This window comes from Nocardia brevicatena NBRC 12119 (genome assembly GCF_000308495.1).
Lineage (GTDB): Bacteria > Actinomycetota > Actinomycetes > Mycobacteriales > Mycobacteriaceae > Nocardia > Nocardia brevicatena.
In genome coordinates this window covers 1-24,645 of the sequence record NZ_BAFU01000239.1, presented here as the reverse complement: position 1 = coordinate 24,645, position 24,645 = coordinate 1, and the positions used below count along the sequence as shown (strand labels likewise).

Annotated in this window: 19 protein-coding genes and 2 pseudogenes; 11 read left to right on the top strand and 10 right to left on the bottom strand. The window is 67.2% G+C overall.

Going from position 1 to position 24,645, the window contains the following annotated elements; translation table 11 throughout:
- The first annotated feature begins 189 nt into the window (after positions 1 to 189).
- A complete protein-coding gene (locus tag ON20_RS28775) occupies positions 190 to 6,357 on the top strand; it encodes a non-ribosomal peptide synthetase (RefSeq protein ID WP_051163582.1) in 6,168 nt (2,055 codons plus the stop codon).
- A gap of 243 nt (positions 6,358 to 6,600) precedes the next feature.
- Here ON20_RS28775 and ON20_RS28770 read toward each other — a convergent pair whose 3' ends face one another.
- The 3 genes from ON20_RS28770 to ON20_RS28760 form a co-directional block, all read right to left on the bottom strand.
- On the bottom strand, positions 6,601 to 7,467 hold the full coding sequence (locus ON20_RS28770; RefSeq protein WP_040840833.1) for a class II glutamine amidotransferase: 867 nt from the start codon (positions 7,465 to 7,467) through the stop codon (positions 6,601 to 6,603).
- Positions 7,468 to 7,713: 246 nt separating this feature from the next.
- On the bottom strand, positions 7,714 to 7,893 hold the full coding sequence (locus tag ON20_RS41160) for a hypothetical protein (protein WP_040840831.1): 180 nt from the start codon (positions 7,891 to 7,893) through the stop codon (positions 7,714 to 7,716).
- A gap of 113 nt (positions 7,894 to 8,006) precedes the next feature.
- Positions 8,007 to 8,891: a DUF8832 domain-containing protein gene (locus ON20_RS28760; protein ID WP_040840829.1), complete on the bottom strand. Its 885-nt coding sequence runs from the start codon at positions 8,889 to 8,891 to the stop codon at positions 8,007 to 8,009.
- Between the two features lie 143 nt (positions 8,892 to 9,034).
- On the opposite strand from ON20_RS28760, the gene ON20_RS28755 reads away from it, so the two are divergent.
- Entirely contained in the window at positions 9,035 to 9,493 is a 459-nt protein-coding gene (locus ON20_RS28755; RefSeq protein WP_157229101.1) for an alpha/beta fold hydrolase, read from the top strand.
- Positions 9,494 to 9,830: 337 nt separating this feature from the next.
- Here the strand turns inward: ON20_RS28755 and ON20_RS28750 are convergent, their stop codons facing one another.
- Together ON20_RS28750 and ON20_RS28745 are read right to left on the bottom strand one after the other, a co-directional pair.
- On the bottom strand, positions 9,831 to 10,979 hold the full coding sequence (locus ON20_RS28750) for a sensor histidine kinase (RefSeq protein ID WP_438803454.1): 1,149 nt from the start codon (positions 10,977 to 10,979) through the stop codon (positions 9,831 to 9,833).
- Complete coding sequence (locus ON20_RS28745) at positions 10,976 to 11,668, bottom strand: response regulator (protein ID WP_040840859.1); 693 nt, start codon at positions 11,666 to 11,668, stop codon at positions 10,976 to 10,978. The genes ON20_RS28750 and ON20_RS28745 overlap by 4 nt, the downstream gene beginning before the upstream one ends.
- 215 nt (positions 11,669 to 11,883) lie before the next feature.
- Here ON20_RS28745 and ON20_RS28740 point away from each other — a divergent pair, with 215 nt between their 5' ends.
- Both ON20_RS28740 and ON20_RS28735 read left to right on the top strand, forming a co-directional pair.
- Positions 11,884 to 12,234: a hypothetical protein gene (locus ON20_RS28740; RefSeq protein ID WP_051163580.1), complete on the top strand. Its 351-nt coding sequence runs from the start codon at positions 11,884 to 11,886 to the stop codon at positions 12,232 to 12,234.
- Between the two features lie 315 nt (positions 12,235 to 12,549).
- On the top strand, positions 12,550 to 13,167 hold the full coding sequence (locus tag ON20_RS28735; protein ID WP_040840824.1) for a DUF305 domain-containing protein: 618 nt from the start codon (positions 12,550 to 12,552) through the stop codon (positions 13,165 to 13,167).
- Between the two features lie 483 nt (positions 13,168 to 13,650).
- Here the strand turns inward: ON20_RS28735 and ON20_RS28725 are convergent, their stop codons facing one another.
- Entirely contained in the window at positions 13,651 to 13,812 is a 162-nt protein-coding gene (locus ON20_RS28725; protein WP_438803453.1) for a heavy-metal-associated domain-containing protein, read from the bottom strand.
- Between the two features lie 404 nt (positions 13,813 to 14,216).
- Between ON20_RS28725 and ON20_RS28720 the strand changes: the two genes are divergently transcribed.
- From ON20_RS28720 to ON20_RS28705, 5 genes are all read left to right on the top strand, one after another.
- Complete coding sequence (locus ON20_RS28720) at positions 14,217 to 15,635, top strand: MFS transporter (protein ID WP_040840820.1); 1,419 nt, start codon at positions 14,217 to 14,219, stop codon at positions 15,633 to 15,635.
- 71 nt (positions 15,636 to 15,706) lie between these two features.
- Complete coding sequence (locus ON20_RS28715) at positions 15,707 to 15,919, top strand: heavy-metal-associated domain-containing protein (RefSeq protein ID WP_040840818.1); 213 nt, start codon at positions 15,707 to 15,709, stop codon at positions 15,917 to 15,919.
- 40 nt (positions 15,920 to 15,959) lie between these two features.
- The gene (locus tag ON20_RS37020) at positions 15,960 to 16,418 is read left to right on the top strand and encodes a hypothetical protein (RefSeq protein ID WP_157229100.1); all 459 of its coding nucleotides are present in this window, start codon (positions 15,960 to 15,962) and stop codon (positions 16,416 to 16,418) included.
- Positions 16,408 to 16,893, top strand: coding sequence for a class I SAM-dependent methyltransferase (locus ON20_RS35205; RefSeq protein ID WP_083865417.1), 486 nt, complete (start codon positions 16,408 to 16,410; stop codon positions 16,891 to 16,893). The genes ON20_RS37020 and ON20_RS35205 overlap by 11 nt, the downstream gene beginning before the upstream one ends.
- Before the next feature lie 794 nt (positions 16,894 to 17,687).
- Positions 17,688 to 19,016, top strand: coding sequence for an aminotransferase class V-fold PLP-dependent enzyme (locus tag ON20_RS28705; protein ID WP_040840816.1), 1,329 nt, complete (start codon positions 17,688 to 17,690; stop codon positions 19,014 to 19,016).
- Positions 19,017 to 19,216: 200 nt separating this feature from the next.
- Here the strand turns inward: ON20_RS28705 and ON20_RS35200 are convergent.
- The 4 genes and pseudogenes from ON20_RS35200 to ON20_RS28685 all read right to left on the bottom strand — a co-directional run.
- Positions 19,217 to 19,513: pseudogene (locus tag ON20_RS35200) on the bottom strand (integrase core domain-containing protein); the annotation flags it as partial.
- A gap of 1,081 nt (positions 19,514 to 20,594) precedes the next feature.
- Positions 20,595 to 21,278, bottom strand: coding sequence for an acireductone synthase (gene mtnC / locus ON20_RS28695; RefSeq protein WP_040840812.1), 684 nt, complete (start codon positions 21,276 to 21,278; stop codon positions 20,595 to 20,597).
- Positions 21,275 to 21,850, bottom strand: coding sequence for a 1,2-dihydroxy-3-keto-5-methylthiopentene dioxygenase (locus tag ON20_RS28690; RefSeq protein WP_040840809.1), 576 nt, complete (start codon positions 21,848 to 21,850; stop codon positions 21,275 to 21,277). The genes mtnC and ON20_RS28690 overlap by 4 nt, the downstream gene beginning before the upstream one ends.
- A 1-nt stretch (position 21,851) precedes the next feature.
- A complete protein-coding gene (locus ON20_RS28685; protein WP_040840807.1) occupies positions 21,852 to 23,522 on the bottom strand; it encodes a bifunctional S-methyl-5-thioribose-1-phosphate isomerase/methylthioribulose 1-phosphate dehydratase in 1,671 nt (556 codons plus the stop codon).
- 219 nt (positions 23,523 to 23,741) lie between these two features.
- Between ON20_RS28685 and ON20_RS35190 the strand changes: the two are divergent.
- Positions 23,742 to 23,999, top strand: a pseudogene (locus ON20_RS35190) (amidohydrolase family protein); the annotation flags it as partial.
- A 47-nt stretch (positions 24,000 to 24,046) separates the two neighbouring features.
- Positions 24,047 to 24,645: IS1380 family transposase (locus tag ON20_RS28675; RefSeq protein WP_040840855.1), on the top strand; the 599-nt coding region annotated here is incomplete at its 3' end.

Sequence of the window (24,645 nt, the reverse complement as noted above, 5' to 3'; positions counted from 1 at the left end):
ACTTTCGACGGGAGCGAGGGATCGATCCTCTCGGGCTCGCTGCGTGCCGAACGGCGTCGCGATGCGTGCTCCCGGATAATGCGAACTCCGTTGCGAAAAAGAGCGACGGAACCTTCTCATCTGTGGACAACCCCGCTGCGTGTCTATAGCATCTGCCGCGTTTGCTGACACGCGGAACGGGACGAAGACATGACCAGCGGTATCCAGGGCCCTCGCCCACCCGTCCGGAGCGGACGTCGCCACCGATCAGCCGAGGCCGACACACCCACGCTCGCCGCCCTGCTCGCCGCTGCCGCGGAGCACAATCCCGATGGTGTCGCCGTGGTCTGTGACGACGTCGAGATCACCTACCGCGAGCTCGACGCCCGCTCGTCCCGGCTGGCGCGGATACTGCTCGACTCCGGCGCGGGACCGGAAAAGGTCGTCGCGGTGACACTCCCGCGTTCGCTCGAGTCGGTGCTCGCGGTGTGGGCGATCGCGAAAACCGGCGCGGCCTTCGTGCCCATCGATCCGGCACTTCCCTTGTCCCGCATCCGGTTCCAGATCGATGACAGCGGCGCCTGCCTCGGACTGACACGAAGCGAGCATATGACCGCACTGCCCACCGGCGTGCCGTGGCTCGCACTGGACGACGCCGAGGTGGTGGCGCGGGTGGCGGCGAAGCCCGCGAACCCGATCGCGTACTTCGAACGGCCCACGCGGCTCCGGGCTGCCCATACCGCCTACCTGATCTACACGTCCGGTTCCACCGGACGCCCGAAAGGCGTCACGGTCACCCACGCCGGGCTCGCTCCGCTGTGCGCCGAACTCGTCGCGCGCCACGGGCTGAACCACGATGCGCGGGTACTGCACTTCGCGTCGCCGAGCTTCGACGCCTCGGTCCTGGAACTGTTGCTCGCAATTTCCTGCGCCGCCACACTGGTGATCGCCCCGCCAACCCTCTACGGCGGCAGCGCCCTGGTCGAACTGCTGGCGCGACGGGCGATCACCCATGCTTTCCTGACTCCGTCGGCGCTGGCATCGATCGAGCCGACCGGACTGGCCGTATTGCGCTCGGTTGTGGTCGGTGGCGAGCCGTGCCCCCCGGTGCTGCCGCGACACTGGGCGACCGGCGGCCGTCTGTTTCACAACGCCTACGGCCCCACCGAAACGACCATCATGGCCACGCTCAGTCCGGCGCTGTCCTCGGAGGTACCGGTTACCATCGGATCGGCGGTGCGCGGCATGCGCTGCCACGTGCTCGACCATCGGCTGCGGCCGGTGGGTGTCGGTGTCGTGGGTGAGCTGTACGCATCCGGGACCGGGGTGGCCAGGGGATATCACGGACGTTCCGGTCTGACCGCGCAACGGTTCCTCGCCGACCCGTTCGGCTCGCCCGGCTCGCGGATGTATCGCACCGGCGATCTCGTCCGGCGCACCACCACCGGAGATCTGGACTATGTCGGACGGGCGGACGACCAGGTCAAGATCCGAGGCTTCCGGATCGAACTCGGCGAGATCGACACGATCCTGTCTACGCAGCCCGGCGTCCGGATCGCCGTGACCGTCGATCGCAAAACCGCGGCGGGCGACACCGTGCTGGTCGCGTTCGTCCAGCCCGAACCCGGGCACGCACCCGACACCATCGCCCTGGAGGACGCGCTGGCGGCGCTGCTGCCGAAATACATGGTGCCCAACACGATCGTCGTCCTGGATCGAATCCCGCGGACCCCCACCGGCAAAGCCGATCGGGGCGCTCTGCGCGTCCGCGCACTGGACGAGCCGGACTTCCGGCCCGCCGCCGACGTCGGTGAGGAACTGGTCGCCGAAGTCATCGCCCGCGTGCTGGGCCGAGAGCGGTTCGGAGCGGATACCGATTTCTTCGCGGCGGGCGGCAATTCCATATTGGCCACGCAGGTCGCCGCGCGCCTGAGCGAAACCTGGCGGATCCATATCCCGCCGCGGCTGGTGTTCGACCATCCGACCGTCGGTACCCTGGCCAAGGCGATCCGCTCGCAGCATTTCGACAAAGCCCGCCCGGTTCTGCGCGCTCGAACGCGGCCCGGGCGTATCCCGCTCTCACCCGCCCAGCTGCGGTTCTGGCTGCGCAACCAGTTCGACACATCCTCGTCGGTGGACAATGTCGGCTTCGCGCTGCGGCTGTCGGAGCTGGACGTCCCCGCCTTGCGCGCGGCCTTCGCGGACACCGTGGAGCGGCATGAGTCGCTACGCACGATGTACCCCGCCGACGAGACCGGGCCGCGGCAGCTCATCCTCGACGCCGACCGGGTGCTCGGCGGATTCGCGGTGGAAGAACTGCCCGACGAGGTGGTGCCCGACCGGGCACGCGCGATCCTGCGGCACGGGTTCGACGTGTCGTCCGAGGTGCCGCTACGCGTTCGGCTGCTGCGCACCCCGACCGAGTACGTCCTGGTGTGCGCGCTGCACCACATCTGTGCCGATGGATCCTCACTGGCGCCACTGGCCCGCGACGTGGCCCTGGCCTACGCTGCCCGCAGCGGCGGAGCCGCTCCGACATGGCAGCCACCGGACGTGCAGTACGCCGACTACGCACTGTGGCAGCAGGACCTGCTCGGCTCTCGCGACGATCCGGATTCGATGCTGTCGCAGCAGCTCTCGTATTGGACCGCCGAGCTGGCAGGCCTGCCCGACGAACTCGACCTGCCCGCCGACCGGCCGCGTCCGCCGGTGGCCACGCTGCGCGGCTCGGCGACCCAGCGGACCGCGCCCGCGACCCTGCACCGCGATCTGCTCGCCGTCGCGGGTACGCACCGGGCGACGCTGTTCATGGTGATGCGCTCCGCGCTCGCTGTGCTGCTGGCCCATCTGTCCGGGAGCACGGACATCGCGATCGGTGTGCCGATGACCAACCGGGCCGAGCCCGCGTTGGCCGGCGTAGTCGGCATGTTCGTCAACACGACCGTGTCGCGGACCCGGATCGATTCCGCCGAGACCTTCGCCGCGCTCCTGGCCCGGACCAGGGAACGGGACCTGGCCAACTTCGCGCACTCCGAGGTGCCGTTCGAGCACGTGGTCGACGCGGTCAACCCGGTCCGCTCACCGGGACGGCACCCGCTTTACCAGGTCGGCTTCGCGTTCCAGAACTTCACGCAGGCCACGCTCGACCTGTCGGGATCGAGCGTGTCGTTCCTCGACGTGGGCGCCGATACGGCGAAAACCGACCTGCACATCGGCGTGGTCGACACCCGTGACGCCGACGGAGAGCCGGGCGAGATCATCATCCGGTTCGCGTACAGCACCGATCTCTTCGACGAGCACACCGTGCAGCGATTCCTCGACGGCTATATCCGCGTCCTGCTGCAGGTCGCGGCCGACCCCGCCGTTGCCGTCGGCGACCTGGACATCATGGATCCGGTCGAGCACAAGCAGGTCCGGCTCTGGGGCACCGGATCAGAACACGAGGTCCCGCCGGAGCCGCTGGGCGCGGCGCTGACCCGGCAGGCCGCGGCGACGCCGGACGCGATCGCCGTGGTTTGCGGGTCCGAGTCGCTCACCTATGCGCAACTGCGCGAGCGGTCCGCACGCCTGGCCCGCTGGCTGATCGATCAGGGCGTCGGTCCGGAGACCGTCGTGGCGGTGGCGATGCGGCGGTCGATCCAGCAGGTCGTCGCACTACAGGCGATCGCGGCGGCGGGCGGGGCCTGGGTGCCGATCGATCCCGGCCACCCCGTCGAACGCATCCGGTACGTGCTGGAATCAGCGGCGCCGCAGTGCGTGCTGACCTGCGGCGGTGACGATTTCACGGCCGCCGAGGCGCAGGATGTCGACGACTTGGACCTCGACCGCTTCGATGCGGCACCCCTGCTCGACGTGGAGCTGCGGGCGCCGTGGCACCCCGATCATCCCGCGTACGTCATCTACACGTCCGGGTCGACCGGACGCCCGAAAGGCGTCACGGTCAGCCACAGGTCGATCGTGCACCAACTGGCCTGGATGCAAACCGAGTACGGCGTCGACGCCGATGACGTGTACCTGCACAAGACTCCGGCGACCTTCGACGTGTCACTATGGGGCTACTTCCTGCCGCTGCGCGCGGGCGCACGGCTGATCCTGGCCGGTGCGGACGAGCACCGCGACCCGGCGGCGCTGTGCCGCCTGATCGCCGAGCACCGGGTGACGCTCACCGATTTCGTTCCGGCGATGCTCACGATCTTCGCCGAGCACGCGACGGTGGACGAGTTGTCCTCGCTGCGAGCGGCTTTCGTCATCGGCGAGGCACTGCCGCCGGAGACCGCGCGCGGCTTCGCGAACGTGACGCGGGCCCGGCTGTACAATCTGTACGGGCCGACCGAAGCCGCGGTCAGCATCACCCAACATGCCGTATCGGCAGCGGATCACACCGCGGCGAGCGTGTCCATCGGCGTGCCGGAATGGAATTCGCGGTGCCTGGTCCTCGACGAACGTTTGAAACCGGTCCCGGTCGGTGTGGCAGGCGAACTCTACCTGGGCGGAATTCAGCTCGCTCGCGGCTACCACGGCGCACCGGGACTGACGGCGGCCCGCTTCCTCGCCGATCCGCTGCATTCCGGCCAACGGATGTATCGGACGGGTGACCTGGTGCGCTGGAACCGCGATGGCACCCTGGACTATCTGGGGCGCACGGACTTCCAGGTCAAGATACGGGGCCACCGTATCGAACTCGGCGAGATCGAGGCGGCCCTGCTGGCCGACGCGGCGGTCGGACAGGCGGCCGTCTCGGTCAAGCATTCGGATGCCGGAGATCGGCTGGTCGGCTACATCGTCGCCGCGCCGGGCGCCACAGTCGACCCGGACGCGGTGCGGCACGCCGTATCCCGTGTGCTGCCCGGCTACATGGTGCCGTCCGCGGTGCTGGCGCTGGACGCGTTCCCGGTCAACACCAGCGGAAAACTTGACCGTGCCGCCCTGCCGCAACCGGTGTTCACCGCACGCACGGACGCGCACCCCGGCAGCCCGCTCGAGCGCGCGATCGCGGACGTCTTCGCCGACGTGCTCGCGGTCTCCCCGATCGGGGTAGGAGACGACTTCTTCGAGCTCGGCGGGTCTTCGCTACTCACGTTCACGCTGCACCGGAAACTATCGGCCCGGTTGCGCCGCGACGTGCCGATGTCGGCGATCCTCGCGGCGCCTACCGTCGGCGGACTCGCCGCACGCCTGTCCGGCTCGGACGAACCGACCGCCGCGACACCGGAACGCGACGCAGTGCTGGAACCCGAGATCGGCATCGGCGGATGCACGCCCGCGCATACCGGCCTGGTGCAGGAGGTCCTGCTCACCGGCGCAACCGGATTTCTCGGGGTGCACCTACTGCAAGCACTGCTCGATCGCACCCAGGCGAGGGTCTGGTGCCTGGTCCGCGCGGACGACGCCGAAGACGGCATCAACCGGATCCGCGCGGCACTGAACTACTACCGGCTCTCCGGCACAACCGCCGCGGAGCGGATCGCCGTGGTCGTGGGCGACCTCACCGTACCGCGCCTGGGCCTCGACCCCGCCGACTACGACCGTCTAGCGGACGGCGTCGAAGCGATCTACCACAATGGCGCCCGGGTCAACCATGTCGACCCGTACGCACGGCTGCGGCAGGCGAACGTCGAGAGCACCCGGGAGCTGTTGCGGCTGGCCACAGCCCGGCGGGTCAAGCCGGTCCACTTCGTCTCCACCATCGGCGCCGCGGTGGCCGCGAAGCCGGAATCAGCGGTGGTCGCGGAGACGGTCCGGCTGCGCGCCGATGAAGTACCGGGTAACGGCTACCTCGCGTCCAAGTGGGTTGCCGAGGAACTGGTCCGCCAGGCGGGCGAGCGCGGCGTGCCCATCGCGATCTACCGGCCGGGAACCATCTGCGGCTGCCCGGACATCGGCGTGAACAGCCCGGACGACTCGCTGTGGAACATGGTTCGCGCCGCCGCCAGGCTCGGTATGACGCCCGAGGTCGGCGACGCGACCGTCTCGCTGGTTCCGGTCGGTTACGTGGCGGCGGCGATTGTGGAGATCTCCATTCGCCCCCGTTCGGAGACCGTCTACCACCTGGTCAACCGAACGCCCGTGCCGGTCGGTGAGATCCTTGCCAGCCTCCGCGCGCACGGACTGCCACTGGCGACGATGCCGGAGGACACGGTGCGCGCGAGTCTCGAACGGGAGGCACGACGCCGGGACGCGATCGGCGACGACTCACTGGTGCGCGCGGCATTACTCAGTCACGATTTCGCCGGCCTCGCCGGTCACCTCGACTGGGGCGACAGCCACAGCCGCGCGGCATTGGCGGGCACCGGGGTCACCTGTCCGGCGGTGGACCGCGCCGTGGTGGACACGTTCGTCCGGGAGTTCATCGCCTCCGGCTTTTTGTCCCGCGACTGAGCGATTTCCGTCTACCGGTGGCACGGTGGCCTGCCCGGGGGATGCCCGGATCGTCCCCACCGAAACACGGGCGCGGACACACCCGAGCCCGCCCTCATTTGTAGGACGCGGTGACTCCGTCGAGCAGATGCTCCAGCGTGTCGTAGGGGTGAGAACCGAATACGCCGGAAGGGGTCGCGGCGGGACGGATTACGTATCCTCGATGCTCCGTCCCCTGGCGAGCGGCGGACAGTCGAGGACGGTTCACCGCCCCCTTTGCGAAGCGGCGGCCGTTTCATCGAGCTGTGCGAGGGTCAGCAGATGGCGTGGTGGGTGACTCAGGATCGTCGCCACCCGGATCCGGTTGCGGCCGTCGACGTGCAGTAATTCCCCGGGCGCCAACGATCGCCACCCGGGGTCCTCGTCCGTGCGCTCGCTTGCCACGACCACCGCGGGAAAATTGGCCAGCTCGGCACTGCGAGTGCGGATTCCCGCTCGGCCCGCGTGATCGAGGTGGCGTCCGCCATGCGGTCCGCCTGCCGCGCGCTCCAGCACGAACAGGTCGTGGGTGTCCGGATAGCGCAGCGCCCACAGATCGGTGGCGGTGGTCAGTACCAGATTCAGGGCATAGACGGGCAATCGGTCCGCGAGCCGGCGGACGGCGTCGGTGATGCCCGCGGTGACGTCGCCGTCGTGCCGATCGGTGCGCTGTGTGATCAGCGCGAAGAACCGTTCGGAGTCGGTGTCGCCGTGCACGAGCCCGCCGTAGTCACCGAGTTCAGCGTCCAGTTCGTCGAGGCCCTGCAGCACGCCGTTGTGGGCGAACAGCCGGCCGTGTTGTTCGAAGGGATGGGTGTTGCGTGGTTCCAGACCGCCGATGGACGCGTAGCGGATGTGCGCCACGAAGGTCGCCGATTCCCGTTCTCGCGCCTCGCGGGCGAACTGCGCATCCTCGTACGCGGCCATCGGTTGCTTCTCCACTCGCGTGGACCCGTGCGCGGTGAAGGTGCCCAGGCCGACGCCGTCGGGCATGCGCCGACTCTGTTCCGACAGGCTGTCCGGCGCGTCCAGCAACCAGAACGTGGCCCGCACCCGCCGCGGTGCGGCGGACAATCCGAACAAGCGACACATGGCACTCCCTGATCGGGCGTCGTCCGAGTGTGGCAGGTCACCACTCAGCTTACGCCGCGGGCACGGCAGGGCCGGTCACCCGCCGAGACGACGGGCGTCCATGCGCGCGCATACACCGGTATCGGCGCCGCGATCACCGTGAGGCCCGGCAGCGCCAACACCACCCCGGCCCGGGCCATATTGAGCCCGCCCAGGAACAGCCTGCGCGGGAACCGGTCGGCAAGGCTGCCATGAGCGGCGCGACCGTCACGTAACCGGCATTTCGAGGATCAGTGCGGTGCCGAGCACTGCGGCCGCGTCGGCTCCGGCGAGTTCGTAGGCGAGCAGTCCCAGGGCGACGGTGGTCGGTCCGGTGCCGAATAGGGCCGACACTTGGGCGGTGAACAGTCGCAGATAGTCACGGTGGGTGAACAACGAGGTGATCATCTCGGAATTACATCCCTGCCGGAGAGGGGCGGAGCACGAGTCGATGGACAACAGCGGTCGCACATGGGACTCCTTCGGGGATCGCCGCGCAGACGGGTGGCGCGGTTCGATCGTCAGTGGTGGTGGGATGTGTCGGCGGGCAGGGTGAAGGCCGCTGTGTGGACGGTCCCTTCGTGCTTGAAGTCGAGGAACAGACGGTAGACGCCGGGGCCGGGTACGGCGGTGTGGAAAGTGATGTCGGGACCGGGGGCGGTCACGCCGTCGCCGGGCTCGCCGTTGGGGTGGACGTGGACATAGGCCAGGTCGCCGCCGCGGATGACGACCAGGTGTCCGAAGGCCGCGAGGTAGGGCTGCAGATCGGTGACCGGGGTGCCGTCCTTGCGGACGGTGAGGGTGAGAAGGCTTCCGGCGCCGGTGGTGAGCTCGCCCCGCAGTTCGACCTCGTAGTCGTCTACCACGGCGGTGCGGACCGGCGCGGGGATCGGGAGTGGGGCATAGATTCCGGTGACGGCGAGGTCCGCACCGAGGGTGATGGTGCGGCCGAGATCGCGGGGAGCGATATCGGTGAAGACCCGATAGGCACCGGCCTCCGGGAGATTCAGACGCACCGACCAGGTGCCGTCGGTGCCGAGTCGCGGATGGACATGCCAGAAGCCGGTCAACTCACGACGAACGACGATCAGGTGCAGTTCCCTGTCGTGAATCGGGGTGTAGTCGGTGACCGGCCGGCCGTCGGGACCGAGGATGCGGAAGCGGAAGTCGATCTCGCCCGGCTGTAGCACGGTGTCCCGTAGTTCGAGTGTGTACCCGTCCTGGGTGATCAACAATCCGCCGGGAAACGCCGGAGCGTCGTGGCCAGCGTGACCGGTGTGCTCCGCGACGGCATGGTCGGCGTGTCCGTGGTGTGTTCCGTGACCGGTACGCGGAGCCGCGGCGATGCCGTCGTGGCCCGCATGATGTCCGTGGTGGCCATGGGCGGCATGGTTCGAGGCGTTCATTGTGATCTTCCTGTTCTCGTCGTCGGCGGGACGAAAGGAACCATATACCCCCGGGGGGTATATGGCAAGTTGGCATCTCCGAACAGGGTGTAGGCGGTGCTGGAAGGGTGAACTGCGGAATGGAGAGGTTGGCCTAAGGATGGGTGCTCTCGAGGTGGGGGCGGGAGCGCGGTGGGCGAGATTCCGAACATCCTCTCGGCTATGCGCACGGGGTCCTGCTCAGTCGTGCTGCCGTGCGCGGCCCGAACCTGTTCGATATCGAAGCGGTGGCCGGCGACCGCCAACTGCCGGCCTACGATCAGCGAGGCCACGGACACTCGACAGGCCGCCCGCACGTCGAGGACTACCGATCCGAGGACTTCGGTCGGGACCTGTTGGCATTGCTCGACGAGGTGGGCATCGACGAGCCGATGGACTTCGTTGGTTCGTCATTGGACCGCGATGTGGCGCTGTGTTCTGCGATCGCCGCACCGCACCGGTTCCGTCGTCCGGTACTGATGATCCCGCCGGTCGCCTGGGACACCGACCCGCTCCATCCGACCCGGCCGAGTGCATGCCGGGCGCACTCTTCGGAGCCCCTGCCGCCGCGTCGCACGAGGTAGGAAGGGCTGCTTTGGTGAGCCGAGCCCGGTTGATCATCATTTCCGGCCACATGCGGTCGGTTCGGGGCCGGACAAGTCTTCGCGTGAGGACACCTGCTTCGGCGGCATCATCCCCCGCCATGTCATGCCCATGGCGTCGCCGTTGCCGGATCGATTTGACCACGCCCGATCGGCGACCGTGCCGCCGGCTTGCCTCGATGTCGGCGAATTCCGTCAGGTCGTAGGCACGGACGATATCGCCATGATGTTCGTATCGTGTTGGCTTGCGTGCGATGTACTGCCTGGGACACGGCAGATCGGCGATGCCGAGTTGGGAGCGAGATCTGAAGGGGTTCTGTCACTGTCCGGCAGTGGGGAGTCGGACAGCGAAGCATGCTCCTCGGCCCGGGCCGTCACTGTATGCCTGGATTTGGCCTCTGTGGGCTTCGACGAGGGCACGGGTGATGGTCAGGCCGATGCCGCTGCCGCCGTGTCGGCGGTCGCGGGCGGTGTCGACGCGATAGAAGCGATCGAACACGTGACCGAGGTGTTCGGGAGCGATGCCGTCACCGGTATCGGCGACAGATATTTCCGCGCGGGTGCGGTCGAGGAGCCGAGTGGTGACGGTGACCGTGCCGCCACTCGGGGTGTGGCGCAGGGCGTTGTCGAGGAGGTTGCTCAATACTTGGCCGATCCTGTCCGGGTCTACTGTCACAATGGCGGAATCATCGATATGGAGATGCAGGGTGACGCCTTTGTCGGCGAAGCGGTTCTGGACCCCGTGGACCGCGGCAGCGGCCAGGCGGCCGGTGTCGGTCGGAATCGGCTCGAGGTGGTCGAGACGCTCTTCGGCCCGAGATACGGCGCTGATATCTTGGGCGAGGCGTCCCAGGCGCTGGGTGCCGGCGCGTAGTACCTGCAGGGTGTCGTCGTCGAGGGTGCGGACGCCGTCTTCGAGCGCTTCGAGGTAGGAGTCGAGTGTGGCCAGGGGAGTGCGCATTTCGTGGGCGAGGTCGGACAGCATTCTGCGGCGAGTGCTTTCGGTTGCGTCGAGTCTGCGGGCGAGTTCGTTGAATGCGGCTGCCAGCTCGTCGAATTCGCGGCCCAGTCCCGGATCGTGAACGCGGGTGTCGTAGCGTCCGCCGGCGATCTGCGCGGCCGAGGTGCTCACGGCCGTGATCGAACGTTGGACGCGCCGGGTGATGTACCAGCTCACTGCCAGGGCCAGTAGTACCGAGATCACCAGCGCGAGTGCCCAGGCGATGGCCATCGCCCAAATGAACGCTTCCTCGACATGAGCCGCCTCGGCGGATGCATGGGCGATACCGGCTCGAGAGAGATGGTCACGGAAGATACCGGGGGCGAAGGCGGCAGCGACGAGCCAGGCGCTCACGGCACATCCGATCGCCACCGCGGTCAACGCGACCAGAAGCCTGGTCCCGAAACTCGATCCGGCGAACATTGCATCGGCGGGCGGTGCGGGGCGGGAGTGCCGGTGAGCTGTCATGTTCCGGTACCCATCCGGTAGCCGACGCCGCGAACGGTGCGTATATAGCGGCCGCGACCGGCGTGGTCGCCGAGTTTACGGCGCAGGTGCCCGATGTGCACATCGACGAGATGCTCGTCACCGACCCAAGCCGGCCCCCAGATCGCGTGGATCAGCTGCGATCGGGTGACGACAACCTCGGGATGTCGTGACAGCGCGGCCAGTACATCGAATTCGGTGCGAGTGAGTGAGACCGGTACACCGTCGATGGTGACTTCTCGACCGCTGACATCGATGGTGAGGTTGTCGAATGTGCGGATATCTCGGGCCGAGGGCATCGCGGTGCGCGTGGTAGCGCCGTGGCGCGGGCGGCGCAGCATGGCTTGGACACGGGCGACCAACTCGCGGGGGCTGAACGGTTTGGTCATGTAGTCGTCGGCGCCGACCGACAGTCCGATCAAGGTGTCGATCTCATCGGTGCGGGCGGTGAGCATCACCACATAGGCGTCGGAGAAGGTCCGCAGGTGCCGGCACACCTCCACGCCGTCCAGTCCCGGCAGGCCCAGGTCGAGGACCACGACATCGGGGTCCACCTGCCGGGCGAGCTCGACCGCTTCGGCGCCGTCGTGCGTGGTGACCACCTCGAAACCATCACGCTCCAGATAGGTTCCGACGAGGGCTGCCAACGGCACCTCGTCCTCGACCACCATCGCCCGCAGCCCTGTGGGCGGGCGCGCTCCCGGCGCGGTCGGAACGGTTGCAGCGGGCTCATCGACGGAAGCGGCCATGACGTCCATCATCGTCAGCGCGGACCGTCCTGGACTTTCCGCCCGGGTTCTTGAGCAAACCTTCATAAAACGTCCACATGAATCCAGGGGTTCACACGCCAGGCTGGGGGTTACGGACCCGAGAGAAGGCGATCGGGATGGGCTGGTGGGGTGAGTCGAGTTGGATCGGATGGACCGTCACGGCGGTATGCGTGCTCGCGTTCTGGACACTGGTTGTCGGCCTGGCGACCGTCCTGTTCCGCGGCGAACGCTCGAACTCCACCATTGTGCTCGATCCCGCCCGGCAGGGCGGTGTCCGGCTGCACCCGATCGAGGAGGGTTTGACCGGCGATATCGACGTGGCCGGGTTGCTCACACGCCGACGAATGCCGGCGCGGCTTCCCCGCACGGTTCGGCGGACGGGCCCGCAGGGGCAGCGCGGTGGGCGAGCCGACCCACCGCATATGCATGCCCGGCTTCCTGATCGCCGACGTGGCCGCCATGCGTAACGAGGCCTCACGCCGGTTCGGAGGTGGCCGAGGTAACACGGTGGTGGCAGCATCGAAGCCCGTGCGCCGACCCGCTGTGGGTGTCGTATCGCCCGGCTCGGTCGCGAGCGGATACGAACCCCTGAACGACGGGCGGCATATGGCCACCACCGTGAGGGTATGACGGTACCAACCGCGCTCTCGACCATGAGGACACGGGCCGGTGGTAGAAGCCGATACCCGGTCTCCGGGCGCGACCACCCGCATCGGTGAATTCCCACCGTCCTCGCGGAAAGAAGTACTGCTTCCAACCCTTCCGAGAAAGGAACCCTTCGCATGAATACGAAAACCCTCGCAGCCGCAGCGGCCGCACTCGCCGTGGTATTCGCCGCGGCTGCGTGTGGCGACTCCGAGACGAACACCACCGCGGCGAGCGGTACGACTACCGCCGGCACCTCCGCGTCCGAGGAGGCCCACAACCAGGCGGACGTGATGTTCGCGCAGATGATGATCCCCCACCACAGTCAAGCCGTGCAGATGAGCGACATGCTGTCGGCCAAAAACGGCATCCCCGAACCCGTGACCGATCTCGCCGAGCAGATCAAAGCCGCTCAGGCCCCGGAAATCGACCAGCTCACCACCTGGCTCGAACAGTGGGGCGAACCCACCCATACGCAGGGGATGCACGGGATGGACCATGATATGCCGGGCATGGAAGGAATGGAGGGAATGATGAGTGAGCAGGACATGCGGACGCTGTCCGAGGCTCAGGGCACCGACGCGGCCCGCCTGTTTCTCACGCAGATGATCGCCCACCACCAAGGCGCGATCACCATGGCCCGGACCGAGACCGACAAGGGGCAGTTCCCGCCCGCCGTGCAGATGGCCCACGACATCGTCGACACTCAGCAGCAAGAAATCGGCACCATGCAACAGCTCCTGACCACCCTGTAACAGCCGACCCTTCCCGCACCGGAACAGGCGGAGTGAACATCGCCGTCAGCAGTGCCACCGATGTGCGTCACAGATGAGGAAAGGTTCATCGCGGATCACTCGGATCCAGGCAACGGTGCGGGCCGCGTGGTGGCGCCCGGCCATCGGAGATGGTGCGCCGGCACCGCAGTGTCGAACACGGTCTCCACGCTTGCGCTGTACATCGGCATGTTCGAACAGTCGGCTCACCTGCACCACCTCCTTCGATTCACCCATTTTCTCGCGATGAGGTCATATCAGCGAAGCAACACCGCAACGGTCGCGGAACAACCCACTCTCCACACCCGTCATCCCCGCACTCCTGTGACGAGGTCCATCGGTGACGCCGAGCATGGGAAGGATTCACAAGGCATTCGGTGCCTTATCGGCGCGCCGACCGGGACGAACCGGCCGGCGCGCCGATGGCCGAGACCTGAGCCGTCGGCCCGGTCCTGAACCCGATGCTCAGGCGATTACTCGGTAGCCGGCGGCTTCGACGGCGTTCTTGACGGCATCGGGGTCGACCGTGTCGCAGGATTCGACGGTGACCCGGCCGGTGGCCGGATCGGCGTAGACGTCGGTGACACCGGCGAGGGCACCGAGTGCGTCCGGACCTTGGAGGCGCAACCGCCGCAGGTCATTCCCGCGACGGTGATGACCGAGGTACTCATATCGTTCCTGTCGATCGAGTGGGGGTCCGCGGGTCCGTCCGGGATCGTGCTCGCCGGCCGCGGAGGAAGGACACTTCAACATATACCTTACCCCCGTGGGGTACTCAAATGCCGGCGTTCCGCATCGATGGGTGCGCTGTCGGGTAGGTGCAACTTCCACACCCATCGAATGTCGGAGCTGTCGGCGCCGAGCCCGTAGAGGTGGCTTCCTGCCGTTTTGCGTCTGCCCGGGTGGGTGTCGATGAATGAGGGTGTCGACTCTCCGTCGCCCGCGCGGCACCGGAGCCTGGACAACATATACCCCCAGGGGGTATATGTTGTGCCGTCGGTACTCCGACTCGGAAGAACGGAAGCTTTGTCATGACTACACAGACGCAGACCACCTCGAGACGATGGTGGGCACTGGCGGTGATCGCCGCCGCTCAGTTCATGGTCATCATGGACACCTCGATCATCGGGATCGCGCTGCCGAAGATGCAGGCCGAGTTGGGCTTCTCTCAGGAGAACCTGTCCTGGGTCTTCAACGCCTACGTGATCGCCTTCGGCGGATTGCTGCTGCTGGGTGGGCGGCTGTCGGATCTGCTCGGCGCGCGCCGAGTGTTCGCTGCGGGCTGGGTGGTGCTGCCGGCGGGTTCGATCATCGCCGGCGCCGCGGGCACCGTGGGGATCGAGTTGGCAGGTCGGGCGATTCAGGGCGGCGGTGCGGCGTTGATCGCACCCTCGGCGTTGACCCTGCTGATGATGGTGTTCGGCTCCTCACCCCAGGAACTGACGAAGGCGCTCGCCGTCTACGGCGCCGCCGCGCCCGCAGGCGGCACCGCCGGGGTGTTTCTCGGTGGTGTCATCACCGAATACATCAGCTGGCCTTGGGTTTTCTATATCAATGTCCCGATCGCCATTCTGGCGTTGATCGCCGTTCCCGCGCTGATGCCCGGCACGCCGGCGCGCTCGGGGTCGGTGGATCTGCTCGGTTCGGTCACCGTGACCGTGGGCCTTGCCGCGGCCGTCTACGCCATCGTGCAAGCGCCGGAAGCCGGTTGGGCCTCGGGACAGACCTGGGGTGTCCTGGCTATCGCCGCCGCACTGCTGGTTGGGTTCGTCCTCATCCAGTCCCGCCGACGCGAGCCGCTGATGCGGTTGGGTATCTTCCGGGCCCCGAACCTGGCCGCGGCCAACCTCGCGCAGCTGCTGCTGGGCGCGGCGTGGGTGCCGATGTGGTTCTTCTTGAACCTGTACCTGCAGCAGGTGCTCGGCTACAGCGCCTTCCCCTCGGGCGCGGCACTGCTACCGATGACCACCTTGATCATGCTCGGCATGATTGCGGTTGCCCCGAAGGCGATGCAGCGCTTCGGCGCCAAGGTGACGACCGTGACGGGCCTGTTCGTACTCGGCGCCGGGTTGGCGATCATGTCGCTGGTGCGCCCGACCGGCAACTTCTGGGTCGACGTGCTGCCCGCTTCGCTGGTGGCCGCCGGAGGTATGTCGCTGGCCTTCATCCCCTCGCTCGGCACCGCGATCTCTGCGGCGCGCCCGGAAGAGGGCGGGTTGGCCTCGGGCATCGTCAATGTCGCCTACCAGGTCGGGTCCGCCCTCGGTCTGGCCGCCATGACGGCGGTCGCCGCCGCGTTCGGTGCGGACCGGACCGGTGATTTGCCGGAGTTGACCGGCGGGTTCTCCGCCGCCTTCCTCGGTGCCGGTGGCATCGCGCTGGCGGGAGCCGCCCTCACGTCGGTGATCATGCGCGGCAAGGTCACCGAGGAAGGCATCACAACCCACTGAACATATACGCCCGGGGTGCCATGAATTTGGCTCGGCGGTGGAAAGCCGCCACGACATCAAGGAGAGAACAGATGAGCACCGCAACCACCACCGTGACGGTCACCGGCATGACCTGCGGCCGTTGCGTCTCCTCGGTCCGCGAGGAAGTCGGCAAGATCGGCGGCGTCACCTCGGTCGATGTCGACCTCGCCGGCGGACTGGTCACGATCGGCAGCACTGCTTCCGTCGAGCGCGCCGCGATCGCGGCAGCTGTCGACGAAGCCGGCTGCCGGCCGGCCGACTGACCACCCACCCGATCACGACACGACGGCAAGGAGCGACCCGGTGAACACGCTCAGCAAGTTCGCCGGCTTCGCCCTCGGTCTCGCGGTGGTCTTCGGAATCGCTCTCGGCGTCGACGCGGCGATCGGCCCGAACCCCGATGCACCCGCCGGCCATGGCGGGCCTGCTCAACCCGATGCTCGCCGGGGCGGCTATGGCGTTCTCCTCGGTGTTCGTGGTCAGCAACAGCCCGCGGATGCGTCGTTTCCGCTCCACAGCGCAGTAACGCCACCGTCTGATGGCCCGTTCGGCTGCCCCCGGGCCGCGCGCTCGGGGGCAGCCGAGCACCCGGCCACCGGCGCCTTGGAAAGGCGCGAAACGCCTCGGGGCAGAACCGGGAAATGCGGCAGCCCGCGGCGCCAGTGGGCCTGCCGAAAAGAAATGCCGAACCGAAGCTCTGCTCGTGCGGCGAGCTATGTTCGCTCGGTCCTACCCCGGTCGAACGAGATGAATGCGCTGTGAAAACGCCGATAACAGGACGTCTGTGGGACGCGATAGGCATCCGACTCGGATGGCCGGATGGTGTGATCGGGCGTCTCGTCGGCCGGATACTCAACCGCGGCAATCGCGCTACTGTGGCCGCGGCCGTTGCTGCCGCAGACCCGGTCCAAGGCGCCACGCCGTCGATATCGACTTCGGGGGCGGAGTCGGTCTCGGCCTGTTATCGGACCGAGTCGGTGACACCGGTACCGTGCACGGCGTGGAGGTCTCGCCGACGATGATCGACCAGGTACGCCGTCGCTACCGCAACGAGATCGACAGCGGCCGGTTGCTATTGCACAGCGCAGCCATGCGCGACCTGCCTCTTGCCTCGGCAACGGTGGATGCGGTGGCCGGCACCAACGCCGTGTACTTCATCGAGGATCTGACCACGGCATTTCACCGAGATCGCCCGTGCACTGCGTCCCTCGGGGCGCCTGGTGCTCGGCGTCGGTGACGCGACGGCGATGGCGCGGGTGTCATTTCGCCGTGAGCGGGAGACTGCGCCACCACGTGGTCTCACCGAGTGCTACCACGAGGAGCATTGATGAACACCATGGCGCAGACAGCAACACGAATCATCGGCCACCCGGCGACCCGGGCAGCTCTGCGATGCGCCTTCGGATGCGCTCTCACGGCAGCTCAGCACGCCATACAACACAACCGCGAGCCGGCCGACCGCACTGAACGAAGGCGATGACAGCACATCGCGCCGCCCCGGCCCGGCCGTTTCGCCGACCCACGGCCGGGTACGCAGACGGTGGCCCGGGGTAGGGATCTCATGGCAGCCGGCCAGGGAGCTCGGGGCGCAGGAGATGTCAAGGCACGTGGCAGGCCACGCCTCGATGGGCATTCAGCTGCGCTCTAGCGGATTCCGGGGACTTCTTGGATGCACGTGCAGCAGGCTGGATATATGTCCGGGAGCCAACGCACGGTGAACTGGGTCGTATAGAGCGGTTTTCGATTTGACCGCGCAGCTGCCCGACGCAGGGGCTCTGTCTTCCCTGTTCCGACGGGCCGGCAGTCCGAAATTGCGTATACAGCAGAGGATGTGAATACTCGTACCGGTCGACCGTCGGGTCACTCGTGTGGGCGGCCGGATCGACGGTGAACAGCACAGGACGGATCGCCGCAGCGACGGGCCCGGGTTGCCGAGTCGACGATCTCACGACCGAGCCACGCCGGTTGCGAGAGCCCGCCCGAGGAGTCGCCGGCTCCGCGAGTCGGCTGTGATCGTCGAAAGGATTCACCGTGGGGACATCACGGCGCGGGGTTTTGGCCGGAATAGGCGCGGGATTACTGGTTTCCGGAGGCTTGAGCGGTGACCGGCCCCGGGATGCGGCACGCGAGGTCGAACCCGTCCCAGCACCCGAGGGCCGTGCCCCCGAGGAACTCGCGCGTGATGAGCGGTTCTGGACACGGGTGGCGAGCCAGTTCCCCACGACTCCGGGTGTCGTCAACCTGGAAAACGGCTACTACGGAATCATGCCAACCCCCGTGCGGCAGGCCTACCTGGCCAATATGGACCGGCTCAACGAGTCCAACTCCTACCTGCTCAGAACGGGATACAAGGCCGAGCTGGAAGGTATTCGACAACAGCTCGCCACTGCGGTCGGTGTGTCGGTCGAGGAGATCGCCCTGACCCGCGGCGGCACCGAGGCCCTGCAAAGTCTCATCACCGGCTACAACAAGCTGCGCCCCGGTGATGCGGTGATGTATGCCGACCTCGACTACCACAGCTGCCAATACGCGCTCAATTCGCTGCGCAGCAGGCGCGGCGTCGAGGTTGTCCGGATCACGATCCCGGAGCCGGCCACGCGTCAGGCGGTCCTCGACACCTATGCGTGGTCCCTGCGCGACCATCCCCGCGTCAAGCTGTTGCTGCTCAGCCATATGAACAATCGCACCGGGCTGGTCGTGCCGGTCCGAGAAGTGGTCGCCATGGCCAGGCGGAGGGGAGTGGACGTGATCGTCGATGCCGCCCATTCATGGGGGCAGCTCGATTTCACCATCCCCGATCTGGGGGCGGACTTCGTTGGCTTCTCCCTGCACAAGTGGATCAATGCTCCGCTCGGCGCCGGCTTCCTCTACATACGCAAGGAACGTCTGGGCGATACCGATCTCGCGTTCGGCGACGAGACCTATCCCGCCGACGATATTCGCTCGCGAGTGCATTCCGGCACATTGGACGCGGCCGCATTTCTCACCGTGGACACCGCTCTGAACTGCCACGAGGCGCTCGGCGCATCGGTCAAGCAGGCTCGACTGCAACATCTGCGCAACCATTGGGTCGACCGGGTCCGGCACATCGGCAATATCGAGATCTTGACTCCGGACGATCCCTCGATGTATGGAGCGATCACCTCGTTCCGCGTCTCGGGCCGAACTTCTCAGGCCGACAACGAGGCCATCGCGCAGTACCTGCTGGAGGAGCACGGTATTTTCACGGTTCGCCGTGGCGGAGTCACCCACGGTGACTGCGTGCGGGTCACCCCGGCGCAATTCACGCTCACCGAACATGTCGACCGGCTCGCCGGCGCGCTGCCTGATGTCGCTCGTAGGTTCCGCGCCGGGCAATGATCCCGCATGACACCGGCGGGTGAGCCGGCCACGGTATGTGGAAGGGAATCGACCGCTATCTCCACGCTCTGCATCAGCTCTTCTCCTCGAGTGACGGTGGGGGCAGCTGCACGAGGAGGTGACAGTTGTGGCCTGCCCCACCTCTTGGGTTCCGGTCGCGGTAGCCAACTGGCAGCGGTAGAGGGTGTTTTCTCGGAGAGTAGTTCGTGTTCGATGCGTGTGCGGTAGCCGAGTGCGGAGTGGCGGCGTCGGCGGTTGTAGAAGATCTCGGTGTAGTCGAAGATCGCGTTGGCGAGTTCGACGCGCGTCTTCCATTTCTGGCGGTCGAGCAGTCCGATCTGCATCGAGGACCAGAACGACTCCATCATCGCGTTGTCCAGCCCGTCGTCGACGGTCCCGAACGACGGCAGCAGCCCGGCCGAATGGATCTTCTCCCCGACAACCCAAGAGGTGAGCTGGGCTCGGTGATCGGCATGCACGATCCCGCCCGGTGCGGGTACCGCTTCCTGGCCGATGAGGCCCGATCGGCGGGTGAGGCGATGGCCGGGCTGACCGCGTGGCGGATTTGCTCGGCCAATCACTGGTGGAAGGGCGTTCGGCAAACGCCGGCGCGGTAAGGAATTTTGATGTCGTGTTCTTGGTTGCGGTGCGCGGATGCGTGTGCTTCATCCGGTTCTCGCGTGGAAGAAGATCACTGTTGCTCTGTCGGTCGAAGGTCGAGCTGTATGCCGCGATCCGGCGAGATGCGCGGGATGACGGCGCGGCGGATGAGGGCCACGGGCCAGAGTCGGAGCCCGATCGTCACGGCCGGCCCCCGTTTCGATGGGCGGTGCACACAGGGCAGATAGCCTGGGAGGTGTCCGGTTCGTTGTCGGGGAAGCGGATAGAATCCACGATTTCGTGACCTCCGAAATAGTTGCCACACAAACGGCACGGCAGCCAGAAGTGGCCGTGTCGGCCGGCGTGTAGCCGGTGCGGTTCCCGTGGTTCATATGGCCACAACGCCGCCGGGTCGAATCGGCTGCGCACGGCCTACCAGTGCGCAGTGATGTCATTTTTCACGTCACGATCACCCGCACAGACTCCGCGCGACGTCGGACTTCGTCGATAAACGACGTCGGAATTCCACTGGCACAACCATGCGGGTACACGTGTCATGCGGCAGAACAAGGTTCTGGCGAGTGCGGTCATGCAGGTGTAGAAGACAAAGCAGCACGACACCCTTTACGGCACAGTCGCTCTGGAGACGCTGCGGCACGGTTCGTACGGAAGGCCGCTGGAGTCTTTGGAACGGCCGTTCATGATTCTGGCCAGCATTACGATCCGTTCCCGGACGGGTGTGCCGGACACGAACGAGTGACTGCCCACGGGGAGTGGACGAAGAAAACCCGAACGGCGCCTGGGAAGCATTCGAAGACGAGCGGAGCCGGCCCCCTTCCGCGGAGAAGGCGACCGCGCCCCGGATCTTCCCCACCGGCCGGTACACGGACGCATCGGCGCCGTGCGACCGCGGGTGTGTGCGGGGCCGGACACTCGGCATTCCTGTCCGCGTCCGGGCGGTAGGGCCCGGACGCGCGGTCAGGCCGGATCGATCTCGGCGAAGGAACCGATCCACCGGTGCGGTGGGCGCGGGGGATTGGGCTCGCCCGGCCTGTGCACGCCGATGGCCGACCATCCCGCCGCGACGGCCGCGTCGAGTTCCTCCGGGTGGTCCGAGAGGAACAGGATCTCGGCCGCGGGCATGCCGATCGCGCTCGCGATCTTGTCGTAAGACGCGGCTTCGCGCTTCGGGCCCGCGGTGGACAGATCGAAATATCCGCTGATCAACGAGCCGAGCTCACCGCCGCGCGCGAAGTCGAACCAATCGCGTTGGTTGCGCACCGAACCCGACGAGTACACGTACAGTGTCAGCCCCGCGGCCCGCCAATCCGTCAGTGCGGGCGCGACGTCGGGGAAGAAATCGCCGTGCAGGGCGCCGCTGCGGAAGCCCTCGTGACAGATCAGACCCTGCGCGGTCTTCAGCGGCTCGGCCTTCACGTCCGAGCCCAGCCAGCCCCGCAGGATCTCGGCCACCTCGGCGGTGTCCGCGTCGGGGCGTCCGGTCAGTTCCCTGGCCCCCGCGAGGACCGGCGCCGCCGCGTCGGCGCTGTTGTCGGCCAGCCACTGCGGCAGTCGGTCCCGGGTGTAGCCGTAGAGGTCTTCGCGCACGGAACTGGTCGGGCTGGTGGTGCCCTCGATGTCGAGGACGATCGCGCGGGTCACGGCGCGGTGAGCAGTTCGTCGAGGGTTGGGAAGCCCTCGCTGATCCGGTCGCCGGTGAAGTCGCCGATCCAGCCGTCCTCCTCTTCGAAGAAGCGGATGGCGATGAAATCGGGACGGGTCCCCATGTCGAACCAGTGCAGCGTGCCCGCGGGGACCGAGAGCAGATCGCCGCCCTCGCACACCACCGCGTGCACCTCGTCGCCCAGATGCAGGTAGAAGCAGCCGCGACCCGCGGCGAAGTAGCGCACCTCGTCCTCGGCGTGTCGGTGCTCGTTCAGGAACTTCTCGCGGGCGCCTTTGGCGATCGCAGGCCACTCGGGGTTCGCGTCGTCCGGGTGGATGCGCGCGATATCGATGTGCTTGTAACGGCCGGAGGCGTTCAGCTCGGCGACCCGGTCGGCGTAGTGAGCCAGCAGGTCGTCCGACGAGGTCGCGGTGGCATCGTCGAGCACGGGCCAGTGTTCGAACGTGATGCCGTGCGCGGCGAGTTCAGCGGCGATCACGGTGTCGTCGGTCGTCCGCACCCGCACGTCGGCGGCGTTGTCGGCGGCCATCACCTGGAGCAGGGTCATATCAGTCCAATCTCGAGTGGCTCGGCGGGGTGGCGAAGGCTTGCCTGCGGCCTGTGCGAACCACCAGTTCGCACAGGGCCTCCAGGCATTCGGCGCGATTGCGTGCCCGAGGAAGATTCTCCCCCCAAGTGGTGATGCCGTGCCCGGCGATGCACAACACGGGCGGGGCGGCGGGGTTCTCGCGTAGATAGCGTTCGATGTCCGCGCCGATGCGCGGGACGTCGCGCCAGTTGGGGAACACCGGGATATCGATCGCCGCCTCGTCGGCGGAGCCGAGCCCCTTGATGAGTTCGAAATCGGTGATGCGCAGGGTGGTTTCCCGATCGGCCGCGCCCGCCTCGGTCGCCAGCGCGGTTGCGAAGGGCGAGTGCACGTGCACGACGGCCGCGGCGTCGGTGGTGCGGTACACCGCGGTGTGAATGGTGGTCTCGGCGGAAGGTTTCCGACGCTGTCCGGGCAGCGGGGTGGATTCCTCGACCGAGACGGTCACCATGTCTTCGGGTGTCAGCTCGCCCTTCGACAGTCCGCTGCCGGTGACCACCGCGGTCGCGCCGTCGCGCACCGAGAGGTTGCCCGCGGTGCCCGGCATCCAGCCGCGACCGTAGAGTTCCTTCGCGATGGCGGCGAGTTCGACCTTCGCCGCCGCACACGGTTCTCCCGCTTCGCCTTTCGTGCCGTACACCACGCCATTCTCGGTGACCACCGCGGTGACCAGCTCGCTCGGCGTCACGTCGAAGGCCGGGTTGAACACCGCGGTGTTCGCGGGAGCCGTTGCGACGCCGCCGAACCCGGTCACTTCGGTCGCGGCCCGCTCCTCCACGACGATGTCGCGCCCGGTGGCCGTGTTCGGGTCCCGCGTCGATTCCGGCGCCACCACGATGAACGGAATGCCGTGCCGGCGGGCGGCGAGTGCGACGGCGTAGGTGCCGATCTTGTTGGCCACGTCGCCGTTGTCGGTGACCCGGTCCGCGCCGACCAGCACACAGTCGACCTGGCCGGTGGCCATCGCCCACGCGGTGGCCGAGTCGATGACCAGCCGGTGCGGAATACCCGCCTCGGCCAGCTCCCACGCCGTCAACCGGGCGCCCTGCAGTAGCGGGCGGGTCTCGCCGACCAGCACGTCCTCGATCGCGCCGCGCTCGTTCAACACCCGCAGCGCGCCGATCGCGGTGCCGAACGCGCTGGTCGCCAACCGGCCGGTGTTGCAGTGGGTCAGCACCCGCAGCGGCCGGTTCGCGCACAGCCGTTGCACCAGGTCGGCGGCATGCGTGGCGGCGGCCCGGTTGACGCGACCGTCCTCGGCCAGCATGTCCAGGGTCTCGGCGAGTACCGCGTCGGCGCCCGCGGGAATACGGGTGCGGACCCGATCGACCGCCCACGCCAGATTCACCGCGGTCGGCCGCGCCGCGGCGATGCGATCGGCCTCGGCCTGCACCCGCGCCTCGTCGACGATGCCGTCTACGGTGTGCGCGGCGGTCGCGATGACCACCCCGAACGCGCCCGCTATCCCGATGGCGGGCGCACCGCGAATGGCCAGTGTCTCGATAGCCGTGATGACCTCGTCCACCGTGCCGAGGCGTAGCTCCCGCACCTCGTGTGGCAGTCCGCGCTGGTCGATGGTGACCAGCGCATCGACGTCCCAGACCAGGGAACTGTCGTCCATCAGGCGCATCCTTTGTTACAAAAAACTATACCGCCTGGTGAACGGTATCCGACCGGCCCGGCGGCCGCCACCCGACTCGGTGCTCGGCGGCCTGCGCGCGCAGTGCCATGGCCCGTTCGAGTGGGTCGTAATCGGGACCGACGCCCTCGATGAGCAGTGGATCGCTGTCGATGTGATCGGCCCGCAGGCGCAGAATCGCCTGGTACGCGGGGGAGCGGTATCAGGACAAGGTCAACTGTCTACATCGATCTGTCCGGATGGCCACCGAAATATTTCCCTCCGCAACTCGTCAAAGCGGCCAATATGGTGCTGCGCGACAAGGTGCTGTTCGGCTCCGATTTCCCCGTCATTCAGGTCGACCGGTGGATGGCCGACTTCACCATCCTTGATATCAAGCCGGAAGTGACCCCGTTGGCCTCGCCTCTTCATGCCAATTCCGGCACGAAGGGGCCGGAATTGGCGAAAGGGTGCTCCGACCTGCGATAATTCGATTTGTTGAGGATCGAAAATCGAGGTTGTGGAGCACCCTTTCGGTGAGTGAGTCCATGTCGTGGTATCCGTCGCTGAAAATCGAGAACGGCGGGTCGCCGGTCGTGTCGCCGGCCGGGGCGGGATTGCTGTTACAGACCGCGGAGAAGATCGGTTTGACCGTGGAGTTGTCGCAGAACCTTTCGCCGTGGTGCAGGCCCGGCGCTCGCCATGATCCCGGGAAGATCGTGACGGATCTGGCGGTGATGCTCGCGCTCGGCGGGGATTGTGTCTCCGATCCGGCGTTGTTACGAGGCGAGCCCGGGCTCTTCGGTGCGGTGGCCTCGGACCCGACGGTGTCACGACTGATCACAGCGTTGGCCGCTGATGCGCCGAAAGCGTTGTCGACCATCGCATCGGCTCGCGCGCAAGCGCGAGCGCAAGCATGGAAATCCGCCGGCATCGGAGCTCCCGGCCACGGAGCCGATGCTGCGGCACCACTGGTGATCGATCTCGATGCCACCCTGATCGAGGCGCACTCGGACAAACAACGCGCGGCACCGACGTTCAAGCGAGGTTATGGTTTCCACCCGTTGTGGGCGTTCATCGACCACGGCGGGGCCGGAACCGGGGAACCCGCCGCGGTAATGCTGCGGCCCGGCAA

Coding starts and splice junctions, on each gene's coding strand:
- ON20_RS28745 (WP_040840859.1), bottom strand. CDS start 11,668: ATGGTGGTCGAGGACGAGGTGCCGTTGGCAGCCCTCGTCGGAACCTAT.
- ON20_RS28720 (WP_040840820.1), top strand. CDS start 14,217: ATGACTACACAGACGCAGACCACCTCGAGACGATGGTGGGCACTGGCG.
- ON20_RS41160 (WP_040840831.1), bottom strand. CDS start 7,893: ATGATCACCTCGTTGTTCACCCACCGTGACTATCTGCGACTGTTCACC.
- ON20_RS28690 (WP_040840809.1), bottom strand. CDS start 21,850: ATGACCCTGCTCCAGGTGATGGCCGCCGACAACGCCGCCGACGTGCGG.
- ON20_RS28735 (WP_040840824.1), top strand. CDS start 12,550: ATGAATACGAAAACCCTCGCAGCCGCAGCGGCCGCACTCGCCGTGGTA.
- ON20_RS28685 (WP_040840807.1), bottom strand. CDS start 23,522: ATGCGCCTGATGGACGACAGTTCCCTGGTCTGGGACGTCGATGCGCTG.
- ON20_RS28750 (WP_438803454.1), bottom strand. CDS start 10,979: ATGACAGCTCACCGGCACTCCCGCCCCGCACCGCCCGCCGATGCAATG.
- ON20_RS28775 (WP_051163582.1), top strand. CDS start 190: ATGACCAGCGGTATCCAGGGCCCTCGCCCACCCGTCCGGAGCGGACGT.
- ON20_RS28740 (WP_051163580.1), top strand. CDS start 11,884: ATGGGCTGGTGGGGTGAGTCGAGTTGGATCGGATGGACCGTCACGGCG.
- ON20_RS28770 (WP_040840833.1), bottom strand. CDS start 7,467: ATGTGTCGCTTGTTCGGATTGTCCGCCGCACCGCGGCGGGTGCGGGCC.
- ON20_RS35205 (WP_083865417.1), top strand. CDS start 16,408: ATGCGCTGTGAAAACGCCGATAACAGGACGTCTGTGGGACGCGATAGG.
- ON20_RS28715 (WP_040840818.1), top strand. CDS start 15,707: ATGAGCACCGCAACCACCACCGTGACGGTCACCGGCATGACCTGCGGC.
- ON20_RS28760 (WP_040840829.1), bottom strand. CDS start 8,891: ATGAACGCCTCGAACCATGCCGCCCATGGCCACCACGGACATCATGCG.